The organism is Polaribacter sp. 2305UL8-11 (genome assembly GCF_058147165.1).
Genome location: NZ_JBYVJW010000005.1, coordinates 216,677 through 241,190, shown reverse-complemented (window position 1 = coordinate 241,190; position 24,514 = coordinate 216,677). Strand labels below are relative to the sequence as shown.

24 protein-coding genes and 1 pseudogene are annotated in these 24,514 nt (G+C 29.2%); 8 read left to right on the top strand and 17 right to left on the bottom strand.

The features are described 5' to 3' along the window. Positions 1–759: 759 nt before the first annotated feature. Positions 760–1,872 carry a tyrosine-type recombinase/integrase gene (locus tag ACY2RW_RS06775; protein ID WP_490121948.1) on the bottom strand — a complete coding sequence of 371 codons (1,113 nt, stop codon included), beginning with the start codon at positions 1,870–1,872 and terminating at the stop codon, positions 760–762. 66 nt (positions 1,873–1,938) lie between these two features. Then, positions 1,939–4,146 (bottom strand): endonuclease MutS2, encoded by a 2,208-nt coding sequence (locus tag ACY2RW_RS06770; RefSeq protein ID WP_490121947.1) that lies wholly within the window; start codon positions 4,144–4,146, stop codon positions 1,939–1,941. An 80-nt stretch (positions 4,147–4,226) separates the two neighbouring features. Here ACY2RW_RS06770 and ACY2RW_RS06765 point away from each other — a divergent pair, with 80 nt between their 5' ends. Beyond that, the gene (locus ACY2RW_RS06765) at positions 4,227–4,892 is read left to right on the top strand and encodes a uracil-DNA glycosylase (RefSeq protein WP_490121946.1); all 666 of its coding nucleotides are present in this window, start codon (positions 4,227–4,229) and stop codon (positions 4,890–4,892) included. Positions 4,893–5,048: 156 nt separating this feature from the next. Here the strand turns inward: ACY2RW_RS06765 and ACY2RW_RS06760 are convergent, their stop codons facing one another. The 13 genes and pseudogenes from ACY2RW_RS06760 to rlmD all read right to left on the bottom strand — a co-directional run bounded on the left by ACY2RW_RS06760 (position 5,049) and on the right by rlmD (position 13,249). Continuing rightward, positions 5,049–5,189 carry a hypothetical protein gene (locus ACY2RW_RS06760; protein WP_490121945.1) on the bottom strand — a complete coding sequence of 47 codons (141 nt, stop codon included), beginning with the start codon at positions 5,187–5,189 and terminating at the stop codon, positions 5,049–5,051. 19 nt (positions 5,190–5,208) lie between these two features. Continuing rightward, positions 5,209–6,069 (bottom strand): substrate-binding domain-containing protein, encoded by an 861-nt coding sequence (locus ACY2RW_RS06755; protein WP_490121944.1) that lies wholly within the window; start codon positions 6,067–6,069, stop codon positions 5,209–5,211. After that, positions 6,070–6,939 (bottom strand): nucleoside phosphorylase, encoded by an 870-nt coding sequence (locus tag ACY2RW_RS06750; protein ID WP_490121943.1) that lies wholly within the window; start codon positions 6,937–6,939, stop codon positions 6,070–6,072. Next, on the bottom strand, positions 6,940–7,884 hold the full coding sequence (locus ACY2RW_RS06745) for a DUF1835 domain-containing protein (protein ID WP_490121942.1): 945 nt from the start codon (positions 7,882–7,884) through the stop codon (positions 6,940–6,942). Positions 7,885–8,000: 116 nt separating this feature from the next. Then, positions 8,001–8,324: a translation initiation factor gene (locus ACY2RW_RS06740; RefSeq protein WP_490121941.1), complete on the bottom strand. Its 324-nt coding sequence runs from the start codon at positions 8,322–8,324 to the stop codon at positions 8,001–8,003. Positions 8,325–8,406: 82 nt separating this feature from the next. Beyond that, positions 8,407–9,354 (bottom strand): isopenicillin N synthase family dioxygenase, encoded by a 948-nt coding sequence (locus tag ACY2RW_RS06735; RefSeq protein ID WP_490121940.1) that lies wholly within the window; start codon positions 9,352–9,354, stop codon positions 8,407–8,409. Positions 9,355–9,414: 60 nt separating this feature from the next. Beyond that, a complete protein-coding gene (locus tag ACY2RW_RS06730) occupies positions 9,415–10,149 on the bottom strand; it encodes a DUF6048 family protein (protein ID WP_490121939.1) in 735 nt (244 codons plus the stop codon). Then, a complete protein-coding gene (locus tag ACY2RW_RS06725) occupies positions 10,121–10,618 on the bottom strand; it encodes a DUF6452 family protein (RefSeq protein WP_490121938.1) in 498 nt (165 codons plus the stop codon). Before ACY2RW_RS06725 ends, ACY2RW_RS06730 begins: the two co-directional genes overlap by 29 nt. After that, a complete protein-coding gene (locus ACY2RW_RS06720) occupies positions 10,602–10,898 on the bottom strand; it encodes a 4a-hydroxytetrahydrobiopterin dehydratase (protein WP_490121937.1) in 297 nt (98 codons plus the stop codon). The genes ACY2RW_RS06725 and ACY2RW_RS06720 overlap by 17 nt, the downstream gene beginning before the upstream one ends. A 102-nt stretch (positions 10,899–11,000) precedes the next feature. Then, a pseudogene (locus ACY2RW_RS06715) lies at positions 11,001–11,198 on the bottom strand (23S rRNA (uracil(1939)-C(5))-methyltransferase RlmD); the annotation flags it as partial. A gap of 2 nt (positions 11,199–11,200) precedes the next feature. Further along, a complete protein-coding gene (locus ACY2RW_RS06710; protein WP_490121936.1) occupies positions 11,201–11,509 on the bottom strand; it encodes a type II toxin-antitoxin system RelE/ParE family toxin in 309 nt (102 codons plus the stop codon). A 2-nt stretch (positions 11,510–11,511) separates the two neighbouring features. Next, positions 11,512–11,736, bottom strand: coding sequence for a type II toxin-antitoxin system ParD family antitoxin (locus ACY2RW_RS06705; RefSeq protein ID WP_490121935.1), 225 nt, complete (start codon positions 11,734–11,736; stop codon positions 11,512–11,514). Positions 11,737–11,797: 61 nt separating this feature from the next. Then, positions 11,798–13,249 carry a 23S rRNA (uracil(1939)-C(5))-methyltransferase RlmD gene (rlmD, locus tag ACY2RW_RS06700; protein ID WP_490121934.1) on the bottom strand — a complete coding sequence of 484 codons (1,452 nt, stop codon included), beginning with the start codon at positions 13,247–13,249 and terminating at the stop codon, positions 11,798–11,800. Between the two features lie 418 nt (positions 13,250–13,667). Here rlmD and ACY2RW_RS06695 point away from each other — a divergent pair, with 418 nt between their 5' ends. The 4 genes from ACY2RW_RS06695 (at position 13,668) to ACY2RW_RS06680 (ending at position 16,614) form a co-directional block, all read left to right on the top strand. Next, positions 13,668–14,219: an RNA polymerase sigma factor gene (locus ACY2RW_RS06695; protein WP_490121933.1), complete on the top strand. Its 552-nt coding sequence runs from the start codon at positions 13,668–13,670 to the stop codon at positions 14,217–14,219. Then, a complete protein-coding gene (locus tag ACY2RW_RS06690; RefSeq protein ID WP_490121932.1) occupies positions 14,216–14,593 on the top strand; it encodes a DUF6768 family protein in 378 nt (125 codons plus the stop codon). The genes ACY2RW_RS06695 and ACY2RW_RS06690 overlap by 4 nt, the downstream gene beginning before the upstream one ends. A gap of 149 nt (positions 14,594–14,742) precedes the next feature. After that, positions 14,743–16,017 carry an ornithine--oxo-acid transaminase gene (gene rocD, locus ACY2RW_RS06685; protein ID WP_490121931.1) on the top strand — a complete coding sequence of 425 codons (1,275 nt, stop codon included), beginning with the start codon at positions 14,743–14,745 and terminating at the stop codon, positions 16,015–16,017. Between the two features lie 156 nt (positions 16,018–16,173). Then, on the top strand, positions 16,174–16,614 hold the full coding sequence (locus tag ACY2RW_RS06680; RefSeq protein ID WP_490121930.1) for a DUF5362 family protein: 441 nt from the start codon (positions 16,174–16,176) through the stop codon (positions 16,612–16,614). 82 nt (positions 16,615–16,696) lie between these two features. On the opposite strand, the gene ACY2RW_RS06675 is transcribed toward ACY2RW_RS06680, so the two are convergent. Then, positions 16,697–19,288, bottom strand: coding sequence for an AsmA family protein (locus tag ACY2RW_RS06675; RefSeq protein ID WP_490121929.1), 2,592 nt, complete (start codon positions 19,286–19,288; stop codon positions 16,697–16,699). Positions 19,289–19,404: 116 nt separating this feature from the next. After that, positions 19,405–19,728 carry a YbaB/EbfC family nucleoid-associated protein gene (locus ACY2RW_RS06670; RefSeq protein ID WP_490121928.1) on the bottom strand — a complete coding sequence of 108 codons (324 nt, stop codon included), beginning with the start codon at positions 19,726–19,728 and terminating at the stop codon, positions 19,405–19,407. Positions 19,729–19,870: 142 nt separating this feature from the next. Here ACY2RW_RS06670 and ACY2RW_RS06665 point away from each other — a divergent pair, with 142 nt between their 5' ends. The 3 genes from ACY2RW_RS06665 (at position 19,871) to capB (ending at position 24,391) form a co-directional block, all read left to right on the top strand. Next, complete coding sequence (locus tag ACY2RW_RS06665) at positions 19,871–21,976, top strand: S9 family peptidase (protein WP_490121952.1); 2,106 nt, start codon at positions 19,871–19,873, stop codon at positions 21,974–21,976. A 96-nt stretch (positions 21,977–22,072) separates the two neighbouring features. After that, complete coding sequence (gene capA, locus ACY2RW_RS06660) at positions 22,073–23,068, top strand: cysteate synthase (RefSeq protein WP_490121927.1); 996 nt, start codon at positions 22,073–22,075, stop codon at positions 23,066–23,068. A gap of 75 nt (positions 23,069–23,143) precedes the next feature. Next, on the top strand, positions 23,144–24,391 hold the full coding sequence (gene capB / locus ACY2RW_RS06655; protein WP_490121926.1) for a cysteate-C-fatty acyltransferase: 1,248 nt from the start codon (positions 23,144–23,146) through the stop codon (positions 24,389–24,391). Positions 24,392–24,514: the final 123 nt, after the last annotated feature.

Genomic DNA, 24,514 nt, shown 5'->3' with positions numbered 1-24,514 from the left:
TCTTTTTGAATTTAAAAGACTTAAGTTCGTTATAAATTTCATGAATTTTCTTTAGTCACGAAAACTTACACATAACGGTTTTGTATAAGATTAGTTGCGTGTTTAAGCACTAAAGTTAGCAAATAAAAACCGAATAGAAAATCCGCTAGGATTTTCGTAAGTAGGCTCTTACCAAGCAATTAATTTTATACTTTGTTAGCAACTGGTTTTATTCTTTTTTATTCGCTCGAGTTAAATTCTGATGTATTTATAAATTCAGTTTATCCTTTTTTCTTTAAATTCTCAAAAAAATCGGATTTTTAATTCCGCTTTAATTCTCGCACGTTTTGCCATTCCAATATTTAGTCCGAGCCTTAGGTTTTCTAAATTTTCGATGTCAAAACCGAAAGTTGGGAAACTCTATTTTCATAAAGTTTAGCCGTAAAGTTTAGCGATTCTGATAGTCATCCAAATCTTTTCGATTAGCTAAATTTTCGAAGCAAACACTGACTTTAGGCAAGCCGAAATTCAGCGTAATACTCCGCAACATTTTTCAATTCCGCTTGAGTGAAATTCCGAGTTGTTTTTCACAAATCAGCTTTTCATTTTTCCTTTCTTAAATATTAAAGAACGTTAAAGTTAGCATGGTTTTCGTTGGTCTGGTTAACTTGTTGCTAACTTAATTATATACAATAAAACTATCAATATAGTTGCTGTTTTAGGTATGATATGCTGATGTTTTATATTTTTATAATTTAATTATTTAAATATAGTTCTTTTTTATAATTCGTCAAAAGGGTTTTTAATATTTCTAAGGTTTGTTTGTGATACATGCGTATAAATCATAGTGGTTTTAGGACTACTATGTCCTAGCAATTCTTGAATATATCTAATATCTGTTCCATTCTCTAAAAGATGTGTGGCAAAACTATGTCTTAATGTGTGTAAAGTAATTTTTTTAGTTATTTTACATTGTCTAATTGCTTTTCTTAAAGCAGCTTGAGCACTTGCGTTACTATATTTTTCTCTATTTTTTCCTTCAAACAAAAAGTTTTTCGGTTTATAGGCAAGGTAATATTCTCTTAATATTTTAAGAAATGATTGTGATAATAAAGTATATCTATCTTTTTTACCTTTTGCTTGTTTAATATGAATCAGCATTCTTTCACTATCAATATCCTTAATTTTTAAATTTAGAGCTTCACCTATACGCAATCCACCAGAATAAAGGAGAATTAAGAGTGTTTTATGCTTAAGGTTTTTAATGCTGTTAAAAATCTTTTTAACCTCAGAAACACTTAAAACTGCAGGTAACTGCTTTTCTTTTTTGGGTCTTTCAATATTTAATACATCAACTTCTATACCTTTATATAGTAGATATTTTTTAATTCCGTTAATGCATTGGTTTTGATAAGAAATAGATTTCTGTCCTCTAAAAATAAAGTCATAATTAAATTGTTCTATTAGCTTTACAGAATATTCAGAAGTTTTTTTTAAAATACTATATCTTAAAAAAAAAGCAGTAACTTCTATATAGGAATTTACAGTGTTTTCACTTAATCTTTTTTGTTGCAACCATCTTTTATATTTTAAAATCTCTAACTTTAAATTATCAGTTAAAATCGGTAAAACTAATTTCTTTTTTGTTATTTTAATGTACGAATTGGCTTTTATCTCATCATAATTTACAACCCATTTTTTTAATCTTAAGTGATTGTACAAATTAGTCTTATTTTCTTTACAATCTTTTATATAGTAAGACCTTAAATTATTGCTCCATTTTATTTCAGAGAATAATTTTAGATGACTTTTTATTTCACTGTCAAATGTAAATTGAATTTTAATGACTTTAGAGTCACGATGATAGTCTGGTAAAAGTGTAATTGATTTCATAACAAATAGCAAGCTAATTTAATAAAAATATAATTAACAATATTGCTATAAAAATCAGTAAAAAATCTATTTCTTCGCTTTTTCGACCAATTCTATTTTGTCTATAGAGGTTTTTGTAGTAAAAATTCCGTAGTTAATGGTAATCTTGTTTTTTTCTATTTTATCAATGGTTCCTACAGAATTAGAGTCTATAATTCTAACTCTGTCATTGAGTTTATAAATGTATTCCGATTTTTCTTTGGCAATTTTTGCAGCCTCTATTTTCTTTTCTTTTCGTACTTCAACAACTTTTTCTAAAACTTCTTTCTCAACTTTTTTAATAATTTCCTGTTGTTTTTTTATGGCGACTTTTGCCTTTTGTTTTTGAGCTTTTGTTTTAGGTTTTACAGGATTCTTTTTAACATGTTTTACTTTTTCGTCTGCAACCCACTTGTTAAAATTTGTAGTTAATTCTTTTTTATTGTTGGTTTGAAAGTATTTATTTAAAAGTTCATTAGTTTTTCTACCTAAAGAAAGCATTTTTTGATTTTGGTCATACAATTCTTGGAAACCAGCCAATTTATCTTGAATACGTTGTTCTTTTTCTTGTAAATTATCTAAATGTTCTTGTCCTTTAGACTGTTGTTTTTCTAAATTATCAGAGTTTTTCTGCAATCGATTACGTTCTTTTTGCAACTTAGAAATCGTTTTATCTAAACGTACTTTTTCGGTTTCAACTCGTTTTTTTGCTTTGTTGATTAAACTAAAGGGAATACCGTTTTTCTGAGCAACTTCAAACGTAAAAGAGCTTCCTGCTTGTCCTACAAATAATTTATACAAAGGCTCTAAAGAACGCTCATCAAATTGCATATTTGCATTGGTTACGTTCTCTAATTCGTTAGCTAAAACTTTTAAGTTAGAGTAGTGGGTGGTAATAATTCCGAATGCTTTTTTGTGGTAAAATTCTTCTAAAAAAATTTCTGCCAAAGCTCCACCTAATTCAGGGTCAGAACCAGTACCAAACTCATCAATTAAAAAAAGTGTATTTTCATTACACTTGCGTAAAAAGTAGCGCATATTTTTTAAACGATAACTGTAAGTGCTTAATTGATTTTCAATAGATTGGTTGTCTCCAATATCTGTTAAAACAGTATCAAAAATATAAGTTTGACTGCGCTCATCTACAGGAATTAAAATTCCGCTTTGTAACATTATTTGCAATAAACCAATGGTTTTTAAAGTGATACTTTTTCCACCAGCATTTGGCCCAGAAATCACAATAATTTGTTGTTTCTCGTTTAAAGTAATTGTTTGAGAAACGGTTGTTGTTTTTTGTTCTTTATTTTTTCTCCATAAAATAGGATGATACGCGTTTTTAAAAAAGATTTTCTTTTCTCTTGTTATTTTTGGCAAAATGGCATTCATTTCTTGTGCATATTTTGCTTTTGCACCAACTACATCTATATGAATTAAAAAAGCTAAATATTCTTCTAAAAGTGATACTAAAGGACGAATAGTTGTAGATAAATCTCTTAATATTTTTACAACTTCTTGTTTTTCATCATAAATTAAATTTTGATATTCTCTTGCATAAGAAAGTGTGGCTTGAGGCGCAATATAAACGATGTTTCCAGATTTTGAAGAACCTAACAAACTACCAGCAACTTTTTTTCTGTGCATAGCAGAAACAGCCAAAACACGTTGATTATCTACAACAGTTTCTTTTATATCATCTAAATAACCAGCAGCAATTGCTTTTGACAATGCAGATGAAAAACTCGCGCCAATTTTACCACGAACATTGTTAATGTCTCTTCTTATTTGTTTTAAAATTGGTGAGGCATTATTTTTTACTTCACCAGAAATATCAATTATTTTTTTTATTTCATCATCAATAAAAGTGGTAAATTCTATTTGTTGAGAAAGTTCAAAAAAAGTAGGGAATTGAACTTTAAATTTTTTAAAGAACTTAATGAGTTCATTTACAGTGAGTGAAGTTGTTGCTATTTTTAGAAAAGCATCTGTTTCTATAAAGCTATTTTCAATTGCCAAACGTTTTACACTTTCTGTTATATTGTCAAATCCGTGATTTGGTACTCTGTTTTCGCTTTCAAAAGAAGATAAATATTCATCTACCAAATGCAATTCTTTGAATAGATTTTTTTTATTTTTAATGGGTTGAATTTCAAAAACATTTTCCTTTCCTAAACTAGAGATACAGTATTCTGCAACATGTTGTAAAACCGTTGAAAATTCTAAATCTTGTAAAGTTTTATCAGAAATATTAGTATCCAAAATTGTAATTTTGTTTTAAATAGACCTCAGAGGTTTTTAAAACCTCTGAGGTCTAAAATCATCAACAAAAATAAGAAACAATGAATGTAAAAATTGCGGATAGTTGGAAAAATATTTTACAACAAGAATTTGACAAAACCTATTTTAAAGAATTAACAAGTTTTGTAAAGTCAGAATATCAAAATCATATTTGTTATCCAAAAGGTTCAGCTATTTTTGCTGCCTTCGATTTCTGTGCTTTAGAAGATTTAAAAGTGGTTATCATTGGTCAAGATCCTTATCATGGACCAAATCAAGCCAATGGTTTGTGTTTTTCTGTAAAAGATGGAATTGCGCATCCACCTTCATTAATTAATATTTTTAAAGAAATTTCTACAGATTTAAATATTCCTTATCCACAAAGTGGGAATTTAGAAAAATGGGCAAAACAAGGTGTTTTATTGTTGAATGCAACTTTAACTGTAAGAGCTCACGAAGCTGGAAGTCATCAAAAAAAAGGATGGGAAACGTTTACAGATGCTGTTATTAAACAAATTTCTGAACATAAAAAAGATGTTGTTTTTTTACTTTGGGGTGGTTTTGCAAAAAAGAAATCGAAACTAATTGATAAGAAAAAACATCATATTTTAGAGTCTGGACATCCATCTCCATTAAGCGCAAATAGAGGATATTGGTTTGGAAACAAACATTTTTCTAAAACCAATGCTTTTTTAAAATCGATTCATAAAAAAGAAATTGACTGGTAATAAAGACTAATGTTGGCAGATTGTTTAGCCCTGATTGAGCCATTTGTTTGAGCTCGTTGAGGAACGAAACAGCGAGTGGTGAAAGCAGGAAATAGCTTCAAAAAAAATCCGCCAAAAAGCGGATTCATTGAATTTGAAATTAAGAAACAAATAGATTTAAGATAAATCTACTTGTGTTAATGTTGTTTGAATAGTTGTTGAATTGTCTGCCAAGCCACAAGATTGAGACGTGCTTCTACAAGAAGAAAAACAAATGATTCCTAAAACACAAATTGCAATAAATACTACTTTTTTCATTTTTTAAGGGTTTTATGGGTTAAATGTACATATTTTTTATGAACATTCCTGAGTTTTTCTTCTCTTCTATAACGTTAAATTGCACCATTTTATTTTGAATGCGAGTAATTAAATTCTTAGTAATTGGTTTTCCATCATTCCATTCTGTGATTTTTAACCATTTTTGAATGTCTTCTATTTGCTGCTCATATCTTTTGGCGAGTGTTTTATCAATATTTTTTATGTTTTTAAAGTCTTTAGTTTCCTTATTAATAATGTCTAAAACTTTTTTTACTTCGTCAAAATTATTTTCTAAAACTTCATTTCTAACAGCTACAACAAAACAAGGCCAAGGAGTAGGACAGTTGTCAATTCTCCTAAAAGTACCATCATCAACCAGAGGTTTAGTAGTAAAATGTTCCCACATAAAATAATCTGCTTCACCATTTGTTAGTGCGTCTATTCCTCCTTGTAAATTGCCAATCACTTTAAATTTTAGTTTTGATATATCCCAACCTTGGTTATACGCATTTACAATTGCCATTAAATGCGAACCAGAACCAAACCTACTAATGGCTATTGTTGCGTGTTCTAAATCTTCAATTTTTTTGAATGTTGATTTAGTACTTACGTGAATACCCCAAATTAAGGGTGTTTTTACATAGGTTTGGACAATTTTAGAGGGATTTCCAGCAGCAATATCTTTGATGATTCCTTCTGTTAAAACAATGGCAATATCAACAGTTCCGTTTCTTAAGGCTTTACACATTTGTCCTGTTCCTCCAGGAAAATCTTGCCAACGTAAATTTATGTTGTGTTTGTTGTATTCTTTATTTTTTAAAGTGATGTACCAAGGATAATTGAAGTGTTCTGGAACACCACCCACTTTTAAATGAGTCATTTAAGCTATTAATTTGTCTAATGTATATTCTATTAAATCTGCCACAACTTTACCTGGGTTTTTACTAAAAGTACCATTAGCTCTGTTTGCTATAATTGCATTGATAGAACATGCTTTGTGACCTAATAATTTTGATAAACCATAAATGGCAGAAGTTTCCATTTCTAAATTGGTAATTCTATGGTCTTTAAAATTAAAACTATCAATTTTGTGGTTTAATTCATTGTCCTGCAAAGCCAAACGTAAAATTCTTCCTTGTGGACCATAAAAGCCACCAGCAGTTGCAGTAATTCCTTGAAATGTTTTAAGAGACTTTAACTTATTTTCTAACTGTATACTATTTTCTACTACAATAGGATGCGCTTTTTTGCTACTCCAATGGGTGTGTTTTACAAACGCATTTTCAATATCCACATTAGAAATTTTATCAATTTGATAAGAATGTAGCATCCCATTTAAATCCAATCCATGAGAACTAATTACAAAAGAGTCTACAGGAATATCTGATTGTAAAGAACCAGAAGTTCCTATTCTTACAATATTTAAAGAAGTTAGCTTTTCTTTTGGTTTTCTTGTATTTAGATCGATGTTTACTAAAGCATCTAACTCGTTCATTACAATGTCAATATTATCTGGCCCAATACCAGTAGACATTACAGAAATTCGTTTGTTTTTATAAACTCCAGTAGTGGTTTTAAATTCTCTTTTTTGAGTGGTAAACTCAATAGAATCAAAGTGTTTGGTAATTTTATCCACTCTATCTTGGTCGCCAACAAAAATAATATCGTTGGCAATATGCTCTGGTCTTAAATTAAGGTGATAAATACTACCATCAGGATTTAAGATGAGTTCAGATTGTTTTATAGACATTTAAGAAGTAATTTGTAATAGTTTTTGAGATTGATTATTAAATAAAAAACTATATTTTTTTGCTCCACCAAGATACGAATTTTCATTGCGTATTTCACGATAAAAATTCATTTCGTTTTCTAAAATTTTCTTTCCTTTTCTAGATAATTTAACAGGTTTGAAAGAGGTAAATAATTTTTGGAGTTGATTTACTTTACGTTCATATTGTAAATCACCAAAACCATAAGTTTCTTGGGTTTGCAATAATTTACCAATTAATTGATTTTTAGAGGATAATTCATACAGATTTGCGGTTTCTAAAATAGTATTTTCAATTTTATTCAAACCATTTTCAATTGAAGGAAAACGTAATAAATGAGCTTCGATTGCAGATGCTAAATACTGAAAAGGTGACATTGGATTGAATTTATAAACGGTTTCTAATCGCAAAGGAGACTCAGAACAATACAATTGCCAAATATAATCTGCATATTCTATATCATCTTGTGTTAAGTCTATTCTATCTTTATAATGTTGGCGAACTTGATTTTCGGTCAATTCTCCTAAACCTTTTAGTTTTTTAGTACCTTTAATTTTGCCAGAACAAACCAAAGAAATGTGATATCCTTTTCTATGTTTTTTTAACCAGCTAATTACAGCTAACATATTTATTTGACAAAACAAATCATACTCAAACCAAAGTACAATTTCTTTGCTTTCTTTTTTATTGCAAAGATTTCTGTATTCTTTTACAGTTAAATCTATAAACTTTTTTTTGCTTACTTTATAGGATGATGTAAAAAATTGAAATCTGTTTTTCCAAAATGTTTCACTACCTACTTCTGTTGTGGTTTTACCTTCACACAACATCTCTCTCCATGTAATAAAATCTCCAGAAAATTTGAGCTTTTTAAGATAGTTAGTTGTACTATCTCCATTGGTAATGTGTAATATTGAAGCATTCATAATTTAAGAACAACGTTTTTTGCGTTTTTTTATTGTGTGATTGTTTAGATTTTTGCTTTTGCAGGAATGACAATTTAAATTGAAATTCGAGTTAAAACTTGAAAAACTTTTTTTAACTAACCACCAACACGTTTTACTTTGAATCCTTTTTCTTTTAGCATTGTCATTATTTCATCTCTGTAATCGCCTTGAATAATGATTTTATCATCTTTAAAACTCCCTCCAACAGAAAGTTTCTTTTTTATTTCTTTAGCCAATATTTTAAAGTCGGTAGTTGCACCTGTATATCCTTCTAAAATAGTTATTGGTTTTCCTTTTCGTTTTTCGTATTTGCAAATAATAGGATCATCTTGTAACCATACATTCGATTTTTCTTGAATTGGTTCTGGGGTTTCTTGGTGATCTGGAAATAAATTTTTTAGCTGATCTTTTAAATCCATATTTTAAGTCTTCAGTTGGCAATTTTCAGTTTTCAGTTTTCAGTCTGCAAATTACTGCAAACTACTACTTAAAAACTGCCTACTATTTTTTTAATCCTAATTCTCTTAAACGTTCATCTAAAAACTCTCCTGCTGTAATATCTTCAAACTGTTTTGGGTTGTTTTTATCAATACAATTTTCTAAAACATTTAGTTTCATATCAGAAACAGGGTGCATAAAAAACGGAATGGAATAACGAGAAGTTCCCCACATTTCTTTTGGCGGATTTACAACTCTATGAATGGTAGATTTAAGTTTGTTATTACTGTGACGTGATAACATATCTCCTACATTTATCATTAATTCATCTGGTTCAGCCATGGCATCTATCCATTCTCCTTTATGGTTTTGAACCTGCAAACCTTTACCTTGAGCACCCATTAATAAAGTAATTAAATTAATGTCTCCATGTGCAGCAGCTCTTTCTGCACCTTTTGGTTCTGTTTGTATTGGTGGGTAATGAATTGGGCGTAAAATACTGTTTCCGTTTTTAATATATTCATCAAAATAAGTTTCTTCTAAACCTAGATGTAATGCTAAAGAACGCAACACATACTTGGCTGTCTTTTCTAACATTTGGTAGGTTTTTTTACCAACTTCGTTAAATTTTGGTAACTCTTCTACAATTACATTATCTGGGTATTCATTGGCATATTTAGAATCTTTATCTACATATTGTCCAAAATGCCAAAACTCTTTTAAATCTCCTTCTTTTTTGCCTTTTGCAGATTCTTTTCCGAAAGAAACATAACCACGTTGACCACCAATTCCTGGTATTTCGTACTTTTCTTTTGTTTGAACAGGTAAGTCAAAAAAGTTTTTGATTTCTGCATATAAATCATCTACTAATTGATCGTCTAAAAAATGCCCTTTTAATGCTACAAAACCGATGTTTTCATAAGCATGACCAATTTCATCTATAAACTTTTGTTTTCGACTTTTATCATCAGACAAAAAGTCTGCTAAGTTTACACTTGGAATTTTATTCATAATGATTGATTTTATAAAAATGGTTGATAAAGTTACTAAAAAAATCAGTAAAACTAAGTTTTATTTCTTTTTAAAAGGAATTAAGTAGGTGAGTGTATAATTAAATCCAAAACCAGTTCCGCTTTCAAAAATTCTATTAAACCCAGGAGCAAATAAAGATTTAAAGTTATCTGGGTCTTTTACACTCATCATAATTTTATAAGAGCCACTAAAGGTGATGAAAAAGTTTTTAAACGTTTCTGTTCTAAAACCAATAACCAATTCAGACCAATGTGCGTTTAAACCAGTTGTAGTTATTGGGGTTGTAATTATATTTGCAGGAAAATAGGGTTTAGAATTGGTTTGCCCAGAAACTACATTTGGGGTGTAGCTATTTAGTGTTTGTTCAAAAATGCTAAATCCATAACGATATCCTAGAAAAATTTCGTTATTCATGTCTAACCAATTTTTGTAAGCATTGTAATTAAAACCTAGGCGAATATAATTTCCTTTTGATGTAGAGTTTGTAAAATCTTCTTGCGAAGTTTCTTCTTCAAAACCTAACTCTACAGCAGCATACCAGCTTTTAGAAAGACGATAATCTCCTACAATTTCAAAACCATTATAAGAACCATCAAACTGAGATTTTATGGGTTTACTAATGTCTACACCTAAACGAAATCCGTAAGCAGATTTATAAATAATTGTATCTTTTTTAGTGTTTAATATGGTGTCTTTTTTTTGCTCTTGTGAAAATGTATCAACAAAAACAAAACAAAGACAAATGCTAATGAAAAATTTGTATATGTGTTTCATTTTGATTGTCTATTGTGGTTATTGTTGATGTAAAATCTTGAATCCAACCATTGTCTTTAGAAAATGATACATTATTAAAAATGACTCTAAAACCACAAGATCTAGAAACAAAATCGTTTTGTGGTGTATACTGTATAGTAAGTTTAGCAAATTCATCATTAACTTGGTTATCATCTACCTCATTCTTTTTAAATGTGTACACAGTTTCTGTAGCTATGGTATTTAAAGGAATTGCAATGCTATCTAAAGATTGATTGGTAATTAAACTTTCTGTCTTGTTTTCTGCTGTTACAGACAATCGACTTACGGCTTTTGGGGTGTTTCTGTTTGTGCTATCAAAAAAAGTAATAACCAATTTTGGAGTAACAGGATTTTGCAAACAAAAATCATCTTTTTCGCAAGCGCTGTTTAACAACAAAAGAAACCCAAAAAGAAATACAAATTTTCTTAAATTATTCTTCTTCTTCAACTTCTACAATTTTATTAATAGCTGTCGCCAATTTAAAATCTAATTCTGTAACACCATCTGCATCATGCGTAGTTAATGTAATTTCTAAAGTATTGTAAACATTTGTCCATTCTGGATGATGATTTAAAGCCTCACACTCAAAAGCAATTCTGTTCATGGCAGACATACAATCTTTAAAATTATCGAACTCGAAATCTGTGTGTAAAGCATTGTCATAATACTCCCAATCTAATAGGTTTTCTAGTTTTTTATTTATCTCGAAATCTGTAAGTTTTTTCATAATTTATTTTAATTAGGACCAATATATAATCATTCTATTAAATAATATCAAAATCATTAGAAATTAAGAATAATTTTAACTCTTTTCAAACAAAACCACAGTTTATATATGGCATGTATGTGGAAACTGATCTACCAAACTAATTTTCTTCATTTGGTAACCAGCCTCTGCTAATAATTCTGTATTTCTTGCTTGTGTTGCAGGATTACAAGAAACATACACCATTCTATCTGCATTTAAGTTGATGATTTTTTGCAATGTTTTTAGCAAAATTCCTGTCCTTGAAAAGTCTAAAATTATTTTTATTTATTTTTAAAATGATTAGGCATATCTCTACTGCTATGTAACACTCTAATAATAATTAATTTATCAGAATCAATTTTATAAAAGATAATGTGTTTTTCAATAGGTAAACTAAAGATATTTTCTTTAATGTCATTTCTTAATCTACCTAAATTTGGCTGTTTACATAATTGGAAAAACACATTTTCGATACTTGAAAGATATAGGATTGCTTGGTCTTGGCTATATCTTTTTACTGTATAATCAAATATATTTTCTAAATCTGTATCTGCTTCATTAGTTAATTCATACCTATTGACACTAATCATACTTATTTAGTACGCTTAGATTCTATAATATCCTGAACTGAACGTTTACTTATTCCACTCTCAAGCCCTTTTTCAATTTCGGTTTTAAGGTCATTTATAACTTTATTCCTATAAATAATATGAAGACGTAATGCATCTCTAATAACTTCACTATTATTTTGATAATCTCCAGATTTTACTTGAGTAGATATGTATTCTTCTTGTTGTTTTGTAAAACTAATATTCATATTTGCTTTTTTAAAAAATAAATATATAATTTTTATCCATATTTAGCAAATATGGATAAAATTATTTTTCAAACAAAACCACAGTTTCTATATGACTTGTATGTGGAAACTGATCTACCAAACTAATTTTCTTCATTTGGTAACCAGCCTCTGCTAATAATTCTGTATCTCTTGCTTGTGTTGCAGGATTACAAGAAACATACACCATTCTATCTGCATTTAAGTTGATGATTTTTTGCAATGTTTTAGGTGCAATTCCTGCTCTTGCAGGATCTAAAATAATCGTTTTTATTTTATTTTGATATTCAGGATTTTGTTGTAAAAATTTTCCAACATCTGCAGCGAAGAATTTTAATCCTTCAATATTATTTCTTTTGGCATTCTTTTTAGCATCTGCAATAGCTGAAGCAACAATATCTACACCTACTATTTTTGCGTTATCACTTTTAGAAGCAACTATTTGCCCAATGGTTCCTGTTCCACAAAACAAATCCATAACTACAGTATTGTCTACTTTTGTTTTGTCTTCCAAGACATATTCTACAACTTTATTGTACAATTTTTCTGCACATTTTGGATTGGTTTGAAAAAAGCTTTTCATACTGATTTCAAAATTCAAGCCGAGCAATTCTTCAACAATTTTATCTTTTCCGTAAACGAGTTGTAAACTGCCAGAAGTTGCGATGGTTCTATCGCCAGTTTCATCATTTATGGTATGCAATAAACCTGCTAAACGATCTCCAAAAATATCTTTTAAGAAGTTGGCAAACTTGTTTAAATCGAACTTATCCAAATCTGGAGAAGTTGTTACTAAATTACAAAGTAACTCATCAGTTTTAAAAGATTTTCTAACTACAAAATATCTAAAGAAACCTTCTTTTTTAGGGCCATGCCAAGGAGCCAAACCAGTTTCTATACAATATTGTCTAATGTTTTTTAGGTTGTCTTCTAGTTGCTTGTCAAACAAACCAGAATCTTTCTCCAAATTATCTCCCATCCACCAAACTCCACGTCTTTTAAAACCAAGTGTAAATTCGTCTTTGTCTGTTTTATTTATTCGATCATAACCAATGGCAGAAAAGCCATACTCCATTTTATTTCTGTAATGAAACACGTTAGGCGAAGTCACAAACTCATCAAATAAATTTTCGATATTTTCTACTTTTCCTATTCTTTTAAACAGTGAAAGCGTACTTTCTTTTTTATATTGATGTTGTAAATCTATAGGCAATTGAATGTAAGGTGCTCCAGGAATATCTTGATATGGAACTTCGACTTCTTCTTTAGAAGGTTGTAAAACATCAATCAACTTTGCTTCTGCGTATTTTTTGCTTGATTTGCTTATTTGTGCTTTTACCAATTGTCCAGGCAACGTATTTGGCACAAAAACAACAAAACTACCTTCTTCAGAATGAATTCTTGCAATTCCTTTTCCGCCAAAAGCATAATCTTCGATTTTTAATTCTAAAACTTGATTCTTTTTTACAAATTTATTTCGTTCTCTACGTGGCATTCTCTAAATTTATTGGATTACAAAATTAGTCAAAAAAGAGTGAAGGTGGAAGTTTGAGGAAGGAAGTTTGAAGTTGGGAGTTGGAAGTTTGAAATTGGAAGAAAAGTAAAAGTTTTTGAATGAGTTATTATGATTTACCTATTACATTTTGAGTAAAAAAAATGTATCGAGAACTTTTTATAGATAAAATTCTACTTTTTGATACAAATTTTTCTCATTTCCATTCAAAAAAAATCAACTTGAAGTGACGAATATTATCAAAATGCACAATGAATTATATTTAATTTATCTTTAATCGAAAATAGTTTTTAAACGCTTTCGACATGGATTTTATTTGAAAATATCATTCCTGTAAAAACAGGAAGCAAAATAATTTGAACCTTTTCAAATTTTACACGTCTATGTTGTGTAATCGATTATGAATAAAACCAACAATTTATCGGATGCAGTTTTGATTGAAAAATATCAAAAAGGAGATACAAATGCTTTAAATTATTTGGTAAAAAGATGGCATTTAAAATTCTGTAATTTGGCATTTTGGATTGTAAAGGATGCAGATGTAGCCAAAGATATTGCTCAAGAAAGTTGGACTGTAATTATTTATCAACTAAAAACACTAAAAGAGCCTGATAAGTTTAAAAGTTGGGCTATTAGTATTGTAAACAGAAAGGCTATTGATTGGATGAGAACCAAAAACAGAGAACAAAATAAATTGATGAATTATTTTAATGAAAGTGAAAAAGAAGATTCGTTTTCTGGAGTTGATGATAACTTAAAAATAATAACAAAACTTTTACAAGCAATTAAAAAACTATCTGTAGAACACCAAATGGTAATTCGATTATTTTATAGAGAAAATTATAGTTTAAAAGAAATAAGTAAAGTTTTAAATATTTCTGTGGGTACTACTAAATCAAGATTATTTCACGCAAGAGAAAAATTAAAAAAAAATATAAAGAACAAATTATGAAAGATAATATAGAAGAAATAGACAAGTTGATTAAAGAAACGTTAACAAAAGAAGAGTCTAAGTTTTATGAAGATTTAGATGAACAGAATGTTTTTCAAATGATTTTTGGCTTATTTAAAGGCAAAAATAAATGGATTATGATTTTAATGAATTTTATGACACTCGTGTTTTTTGGACTTTTTATTTATTGTATCATTCAGTTTTTTAATGCAGAAGAAACAAAAGAAATGATAAAATGGGCCACAGGAACGTTAATTTTTTTGTTAGGGGTAAGTATGTTAAAGATTTTTGCTTGGATGCAAATGGACAAAAAAGCATTGTTAAGAGAGATGAAACGTTTAGAATTATTAATCTCATCTGCTTCATCAAAATAGTTTAAAATAGAATTTTTTGTTAGTTAATAAATTTTGCTATTTTTGTTCAACTTCGGGGATGATTTCTTTCCCACGCTGAATTTCTGATACTCATCAGAAGGATAAAGGTAGAACAGGAATGGTTATTATTTAATTTAAAACAATAAAAAATGACTGTTTTAGACAAATTAAGTTCGCAACAAGCGATTGAATTAGAAGACAAGTATGGAGCACACAATTACCACCCACTTCCAGTGGTTTTGAGTAGAGGAGAAGGTGTGTATGTTTGGGATGCAGAAGGTAAGAAATATTACGATTTCTTATCAGCATATTCTGCTGTAAATCAAGGTCATTGCCATCCAAAAATTGTAGATGCAATGGTAAATCAGGCAAAAAAATTAACCTTAACTTCTCGTGCTTTTTATAACGATATGTTAGGTAAATATGAGAAATTTGCCACAGAACTCTTTGGTTTTGATAAGCTTTTACCAATGAATACTGGTGCAGAAGCTGTAGAAACTGCTTTAAAACTAGCAAGAAAATGGGCGTATGAAGTAAAAGGAATTGATGAGAACAAAGCCGAAATTATTGTTTGTGAAAACAATTTTCACGGAAGAACAACCACTATAATTTCTTTTTCTAATGATCCTGTTGCTCGTAAAAACTTTGGACCTTATACAAAAGGTTTCTTAAAAATTGAATACGATAATTTGCAGGAATTACAAGAAGCGTTAGAAAGTAGTAATAATATTGCTGCATTTTTGGTAGAACCAATTCAGGGTGAAGCTGGAGTTTACGTGCCTTCTGAAGGATATTTAGCTGCAGCTAAAAAAATGTGTGAAGACCATAATGTTTTATTTATTGCTGATGAAGTGCAAACAGGAATTGCAAGAACAGGTCGTTTGTTAGCTACTTGTGGAAATTGTTCTTGTCCAGAGAAAAATTGTTCTGGAACTCCAGAAGTAAAGCCAGATATTTTAATTCTTGGAAAAGCACTTTCTGGTGGAGCTTATCCTGTTTCTGCAGTGTTAGCAAATAATAATGTTATGAATGTAATAAGACCAGGAAATCATGGTTCTACTTTTGGAGGAAATCCAATAGCTGCTGCAGTTGCAATTGCAGCTTTAAAAGTTGTTGCAGAAGAAAAATTAGCTATAAATGCCGATAAATTAGGAGAAATATTTAGAGCAGAATTATCAGCATTTGCTAAAGAGAACGATTTGGTAAAATCTGTTAGAGGAAAAGGATTGTTAAATGCTATTTTAATTAACGATTCTGAAGAGAGTTCTACTGCTTGGGATATTTGTATAAAACTTAGAGACAATGGTTTACTAGCAAAACCTACTCATGGAAATATTATACGTTTTGCACCACCTTTGGTAATGAATGAAGAACAATTAATGGATTGTATTTCTATTATTAAGAAAACAATTTCTGATTTTTAATAAAATATTGCTGTTTTTAATTGAATTAAGTTCAGTTAAAGTATAGTAATAACAGTTATAAAATATTAGCTATAAAATCACAATTTAAAATTGATGAATTTATAGCTACTTTTTTTTTACTTTTGATTTTTATAAAACCAAAAAACTAAAATTATTATGAATAACCCAATTACCCAATTAGAACAATTAACTTTAAACAGTGCATCTAAACGTTTTTTAAGAGAAACTGCAAAATGGTCTTTCTTTTTATCAATTTTAGGTTTTATTGGTATTTTCTTTATTTTAATTTTTGCAGCTTTTGCAAGTAGTTTTGTAGATATTTTGCAAATGTCTTATCCACAACCTTTACCAAGTGGCATTGGAATGACAGTTACAATAACGTATTTAATTTTAGCAGTTATTTACTTTTTTCCTGTGTATTATTTAATGCAATTTTCTAATAAAATGAAAAAAGCATTGCAAACTAAAAATGATGAAACTTTAGCAAATGCTTTTGAGATGTTAAAATCGCACTATAAATTTATTGGAGTTTTTACAATTATTACAATCTCACTTTATATTTTGTTGCTTATTGTTGCTACTTTAGGGGCATTGTAGTTAGATTATATTAATTAGCCACAAATTCATGAATATCATTTTATGAGATAGATTATTCGTGAATTTGTGGCAAAATTTTAAATTAGTTTTTCTTCTTTGCTGTATCTTTTTTCTTCTTACCAAAAAGACCACCTAAAACATTTTTAATCTTGTCTTTAGTACCTTCTTTTTTAGTTGAATCTTTTTTGACACCTATCAAATCTTTCAGTTTATCTTTTCCTTTATCTATTAAACTTTGTTTTTGTCTTTCTACCAAAGATTTCATTAAATCAGAAGTGGCTCCTTTGATGTTTGTAGAAAAATTAGGGCTACCAAAACTACCAGTTAAATTTCCTTTTACAGGAATGCTTTTAAAATCGGCAGCATCTTTTGCAGCTAATTTTGCAATGATATTCGTTACTTCTGTACCTAGATATTTTACAGGCACATCAAAAATAATATCATAATTAATTGTATTGTTAAAATTGTGACTTCCAGAAATTTCGATACCAACATCTTTGTATTTTAAAGGAATTGGTTTTACATTAACTTGCCCATTTTTAAAAGAGAAAAAAGCATTGATACCATCTAAATTTAATTTATCTAAATCTATAAAATTTACTTTTTCTTTAAGCAAAGACAATACTTTAGAGTTGCTTCCATTTAATTTTGGATTTAATAGTTTTCCAAATAAATCGCCTGTAATTGTATTTAAATTTGGGCTCATATTTTTGTCTAAATTCCCAGAAACATTAATCTTAGAATTTATTTTACCCTGAATTGTTTTTGCAATAGGAGCAATGGCTTTTAGCATTTCTAAATTCCCAAAAGAATCTGCTACATTTAGTTCTTTTAAATCTAAATTCATGTTAAACTTAGAGGTTTCGTTTTTAGTAGAAACATTTCCACTAAAACCTATATTACCACCAAAAACCTCTGTTTTTAGGTTTTTTAAATCTATAGTTTCATCGTAAATAAGTAAATCTCCAGTAACATTGGTAAGATTTATGTTGTCATACACTACGTTTTTAGCATTTGCAGAAAGTTTTATGTCTAAAAAAGCAGGAATTTTTAATGTCGAAGCTGGTTTTTTATCATCAGTCGTATTTGTTTCACTTAGAAAGTCTGCAATTTTTAAATTATTAGAGTTTACGTTAAAATTCCCTTTTAAAACTTCATCTTTAAAAATAAAACCATAAAAGTTATCTAAATTTCCTTTCATAGATAAATCTGATGTTCCTGTTTTGGCATCAAACTCATTTAACTTAATTGAGTTGGTGTTAAATGAAATTCCTGTTTTATGAATGTAAAAAGGATTTGCAACATCTTTTCCTTCGTATTTAAAATCTTGAACTGTAATTTCTCCAGCATTTTTAATGTTGTTATAATTTCCTTTATCAACAGAATTCATATCAAAATTTGTGGTTACATCTGCTTTTAAAATTCCTGCTAATTCTTTTTTTAATGGAGCAGGATATACTTTTCCAATATTTGCTAAATTAATAGTTCCTTTTGCTGTTAGGTTTATTCTTGGGTTTGTAGTAAGGTTTTTAATATTTCCGTTTGCAGAAAAAACATCTTCATCTATTTTAAAATTTAACTGATTTACAGCTACATAAGTATCTTTTGTAAAGCCAGTTGTATTAATAATTTTAGAGTTGATATTTATATTTTTTACAGCTTTTGGCAAATCTGCATATTTAAACAATGCGTTTTTTGATGATAAATTAATGTCAAAAGTTGGAATTGTTGTTTCTGACAACGTTCCTTTTACAACACCATTTAAGTCAAAATTACCTTCTGTTTTAATCGTTTTTAAATTTCCAGAATATTGTTTTGGCAACAAAGCCAACGCATTTTTAAAGGAAGAAGTTGGTGTTTTAAAACGAATATCATACAATTGGGTTTCATCTATCAACTGAATAAAACCATCAAATTCTAAAGGCAATTGATTTACATAACCTGTGTTTTCTTTAAAGGTATATTTTGAGTTTTTTAGGTCGATTTCTAAAATAGCATCTAAAGAAATTTTTACATCATTTAAAAAATTGGTTTTATCTAAATTAAAGGATAAAAAACCAGTAGATTTTGTATCTAAATTAAATATATCTTTTTCAAAATTTCCTTTTCCTGAATGATAAATACTATCAATTTTTAATTTTGTTTTAGTAGCTTTATCTAGATAATTAAAATTGATATTTGCCAATTCATATTCATTAATATTAAAAGAAAAAGAACTTTCTGATGTTGGTTTTGTTGCTTCTTTGTTTTCTTTTGCAATGTCAAAATTTCCTTTGCCTTCTTTATTAAAAATGATGTTTATGGCTCCGTTTTCAGAATTGATGCTTTTAATTTCGATAGTTTCATTGGGTTTTTTAAAAAGTTCAGTTATTTTCATATCTAAACTTAATTTTTCTGAACGGAACAAAGTATCGCCAACAAAAGGTGCTTTATTAGCTACAGCAACATTATTTACAGTTAAACTTGCTAACGGAAAATGTTTTAATAAACTTAAATCACTATCAGTAAAAGTTACAGTTGCATTTATATTATTGTTAATGGTATTGGTTACCATTTCAACAATTTTATCCTTAAAAAAATAAGGAATAGCAATTAATGCAATAAGTAAGGTTAGAAGCGTGATAGAAAACCATTTTAGGATTTTTTTACCAATAGATTTCTTCTTTTTGTTCATTTTATGAATGTATTTATACTTTTAAAACGCAACAAAGATACTTTAAGTGTAAAAGTATCTTTGCTTATTTCATGTTAAAAGTAACTCAAAAAGAGTTGCTTATAATTTTAATTGTATTATTTAAACATGTCCATTCCTGGTATGTTTGGCATTCCGCTTTTGGCAGCAGCAGCCATTTCTGCTTCATTAATATTTGTTGCTTTTGTAATAGCTTTGTTTAAAGCAATAATTAAATAATCTTCTAGTTCTTCTGCATCAGAAAGTAAAGTTTCATCAATAGTAATCGATTTTATTTCTCTATTTGCAGTTAATGTAATTTTTAATTTCCCATCTGCAGCAACTTCATCAACTAAAACCGAATTTAATCTAGTTTTTGTTTCTTCTACTTTTTGTTGAGCTTCTTTTAATTTGCCCATCATTCCACCTAAATCTCCAAACATAATCTTTAATTTTTTTTAAATTATTTATAATGCAAAATTAACACTTTCTCTAGTAAAAATGAAAATTGAATCTAGTTATAAATATTTCTTTTGCTAATGATTATAAATCTTACATTTGCAATCGCTCATTAAAAATAAAATGATGAAAACGATTGCAGCCAAAGCACCAATTGCTGATAAAAACCCAACTAAATTAGAAAAACATGGTGATGTTAGAATAGATAATTATTTTTGGATGCGTTTGTCTGATGAACAAAAATTATCAGAAATAAAAGATGAACAAACTCAAAAAGTAGTTGCTTATTTAGAAGCAGAAAATGATTATTATGATGCAGTAACTGCAGATACAAAAGCCTTTCAAGAAAATTTATTTGATGAAATGAAAGGAAGAATTAAAGAAGATGATGCTTCAGTGCCTTACAAAAGTAATGGCTATTATTATATTACTCGTTTTGAAATAGGCAAACAATACCCAATATATAGCCGTAAAAAAGAAAATTTAGAAGCTCCAGAAGAGATTTTGTTTGATGTAAATGAAATGGCAAAAGATTTCGATTATTATCAATTGGGTGGTTTAAACGTTTCTCCAGACAATAAATTAGCTGTTTTTGCAACAGATACTGTAAGTAGAAGACAGTATTTTTTAAGAATTAAAAACTTAGAAACAGGAGAAATTTATAAAGACATTATAGAAAACACTACAGGTGGTTCTGTTTGGGCAAATGATAATAAAACCATTTTTTACACTAAAAAAGACCCAGTAACATTAAGAAGCGAAAAGATATTTAGACACGTTTTAGGAACTCCAACTTCTGAGGATGTAGAAGTGTTTCATGAAAAAGATGAAACTTTCGGAACGTATGTTACCAAATCAAAATCTAAAAAATATATTATTATTGGTTCTTACAGCACTGTTTCTACAGAAGCTCGTTTTTTAAATGCAGATAATCCAACAGGAAAATTCACCATTTTACAACCCAGAGAAAGAGATTTAGAATACAATGTTTCGCATTTTGGAGATTCTTTTTATTTGTTGACCAATAAAGACAATGCAACCAACTTTAAGTTAATGAAAACATCAATTCATAAGACTTTAAAAGAAAATTGGGTTGATGTAATTCCACATAGAAAAGACACGTTATTAGAAGACTTTTCCATTTTTAAAGACTATTTGGTTTTAGAAGAACGTAATAATGGTTTGAGTAAAATAAGAATAAAACGTTGGGATAATTTAGAAGATTATTATTTGCCTTTTGATGAAGAAACCTATTCTGCAAACGTCTATGCAAACCCAGATTTTGATACAGATATTATTCGTTATGCTTACAATTCTTTTACAACACCCAATTCTGTGATAGATTTTAATATGAAATCACAAGAAAAAGACATCAAAAAAGAGCAGGAAGTGTTGGGTGGGAAGTTCAATAAAGAAAACTATATCAGCAAAAGAGTTTGGGCAACAGCCAGAGATGGCAAAAAGATTGCTATTTGTTTGGTGTATCATAAAAATACTCAGTTAAATAGCAAAACTCCATTGTTACAATATGCTTATGGTTCTTATGGATATACAATTCCAGATAGTTTTTCTACAACAAGATTAAGTTTGTTAGATAGAGGTTTTGTTTATGCTTTAGCACACATACGTGGAAGCGAATATTTAGGAAGAGACTGGTATGATGATGGTAAAATGTTGAACAAGAAAAATACATTTTACGATTTTATAGATTGTTCTCAATTTTTAATAGACAACAATTATACATCACCAAAACATTTATATGCTATGGGTGGTTCTGCTGGAGGCTTGTTAATGGGAGCAATCATCAATTTAAATCCAGAATTGTATAATGGTATTATTGCTGCAGTCCCTTTTGTGGATGTGGTTTCTACAATGATTGATGAAAGTATTCCTTTAACAACAGGAGAATATGACGAATGGGGAAATCCGAATGATAAACAATATTACGATTATATAAAATCATATTCTCCTTATGATAATGTAACAAAAAAGGCGTATCCAAATATGCTAGTAACTACAGGTTATCATGATTCTCAAGTGCAATATTGGGAGCCTGCAAAATGGGTTGCAAAACTACGTGAATTAAAAACCGATAATAACGTTTTATTAATGCATACCAATATGGAAGCTGGTCATGGAGGAGCTTCTGGACGCTTTGATGCCTTAAAAGAAACTGCAAAAGATTATACTTTTTTACTAAGTTTAGAAAACAAGTTAAAACCTATAAATTAGTAGCAAAACACTTTTCAAATTTCATTAATAAATGTACTTTTGCAAACGAAATCGGAATAAACAAAATTCTTAAGTTTTTTTCGATAACAAGATAGAATGACAAGGAATCAAGGAATTACAAATTCAATTTTAGAATTGGTTGGAGAAACTCCACTAATCAAGTTACATAAAATTACCAAAAATTTACCTGGCAATTACTATGCAAAGTTCGAGGCTTTTAACCCTGGTCATTCTGCAAAAGATAGAATTGCACTTCATATTGTACAAGACGCAGAAAAAAAAGGAATCTTAAAAAAAGGAGCCACAATTGTAGAAACTACTTCTGGAAATACAGGTTTTAGTTTGGCAATGATTAGTATTGTAAAAGGGTATAAGTGCATTTTGGCAGTAAGTGATAAATCCTCTAAAGATAAAATTGATTTATTAAAATCTATGGGTGCAGAAGTGCATGTTTGTCCAGCAAATGTACCTCCAGAAGATCCAAGGTCTTATTATGAAGTTGCAAAAACAATTCACAAGAAAACAAAGAATTCTGTTTATATCAATCAATATTTTAACGAGTTAAATACAGAAGCACATTACAGAACTACAGGTCCAGAAATTTGGCAACAAACAGATGGTAAAATTACACACTTAGTAGTTGCAAGTGGAACAGGTGGCACAATTTCTGGTTCAGGTCAATACTTAAAAGAACAAAATCCTAACATAAAAATATTGGGTGTTGATGCAATTGGTTCTGTATTAAAAAAATACCATGAAACTAGAGAGCTAGATTTAAATGAGGTAAGTCCTTATAAAATTGAAGGTTTAGGTAAAAATTTAATTCCCACTGCTACAGATTTTGATATCATAGATATTTATGAAAAAGTATCTGATAAAGACGCAGCTTTAGAAGCTAGAAAAATTGTTAAAAAAGAAGGCATGTTTCCAGGTTACACAAGTGGAGCAGTAATGCAAGCTACCAAACAATATGCAGAAAAAGGTTTTTTTACAGAAGATAGTTTTGTAGTAGTAATTTTTCCAGATCATGGATCACGTTATATGAATAAAATTTATAGCGATGATTGGATGAAAGCACAAGGCTTTTTATAAAAAACTTCCTATTTTTCTTAATTTGTAATACTGTTAAAATTTCTTATCTTTGCCCGCTCAAAAACAGTAGATAGAATGACGAAAGATTTATTTGAAAGAATTAAGGAAGATAAAGGACCTTTAGGAAATTGGGCAGAGAAAGCAGAAGGCTATTATGTGTTTCCTAAATTAGAAGGACCAATTTCTAACAGAATGTCTTTCAATGGTAAAAAAGTAGTTACTTGGAGTATAAATGATTACTTAGGTTTGGCCAATCATCCAGAGGTTTTAAAAGTGGATGGAGCTGCTGCTAAAGAGCATGGAATGGCTTATCCAATGGGAGCAAGAATGATGTCTGGTCATACTCCTTATCACGAACAATTAGAAAGAGAATGTGCAGAATTTGTAGATAAAGAAGCTGCTTATTTAGTAAATTTTGGATATCAAGGAATGGTTTCTGCCATTGATGCTTTGGTTTCTAAAGACGATATTATTGTATATGATGTAGATACGCATGCATGTATTATTGATGGTGTTCGTTTACACCCAGGAAAACGTTTTGTTTACAAACACAATGATATTGAGAGTTTTGAAAAAAACATGAAGCGTGCAGTAAAATTAGCTGAAAAAACAGGTGGAGGAATTTTGGCAATTTCTGAAGGTGTTTTTGGAATGCGAGGAGAACAAGGACGTTTAAAAGAAATTTGTGCTTTAAAAGAAAAATATAATTTCCGTTTATTAGTTGATGATGCTCACGGATTTGGAACCCTTGGAGAAGGAGGAAGAGGAACAGGTTTCGAACAAGGAGTTCAAGATCAAATAGATGTATATTTTGCAACTTTTGCAAAATCTATGGCAGGTATTGGAGCTTTCTTTGCTGGAGATAAAGATATTGTCCAATTTTTGCAATACAATATGCGTTCTCAAATGTTTGCAAAATCATTACCAATGGCAATGGTTAAAGGAGCATTAAAAAGATTGGATATGATTCGTACAATGCCAGAACTTAAAGAGAAGTTGTGGGAAAACACAAATGCGTTACAATCTGGATTGCGTAATGCTGGGTTCGATTTAGGAACCACACAAACCTGTATTACACCTGTATATTTAAAAGGTGATATTCCAGAAGCGATGGCAATGGTAAATGACTTACGTGAAAACCACGGAATTTTCTGCTCTATTGTAGTATATCCAGTAATACCTAAAGGATTAATTATTTTAAGATTAATTCCTACAGCTACTCACACACAAGAAGATATAGATGAAACCATAACTGCTTTTTCTGCGATTAGAGAAAATTTAGAAAATGGGACTTATAAAAAAATTGCAGCAGCAATGATGTAATTTTTATAATAATTTGATAAAGAGGCTGTGTAAAAAGTAGTTAAGTATGTCAAACTGAGCTTGTCGAAGTTTTATAATTCATTGATTATCAATTATATTTCGACAAGCTCAATATGACAAGTA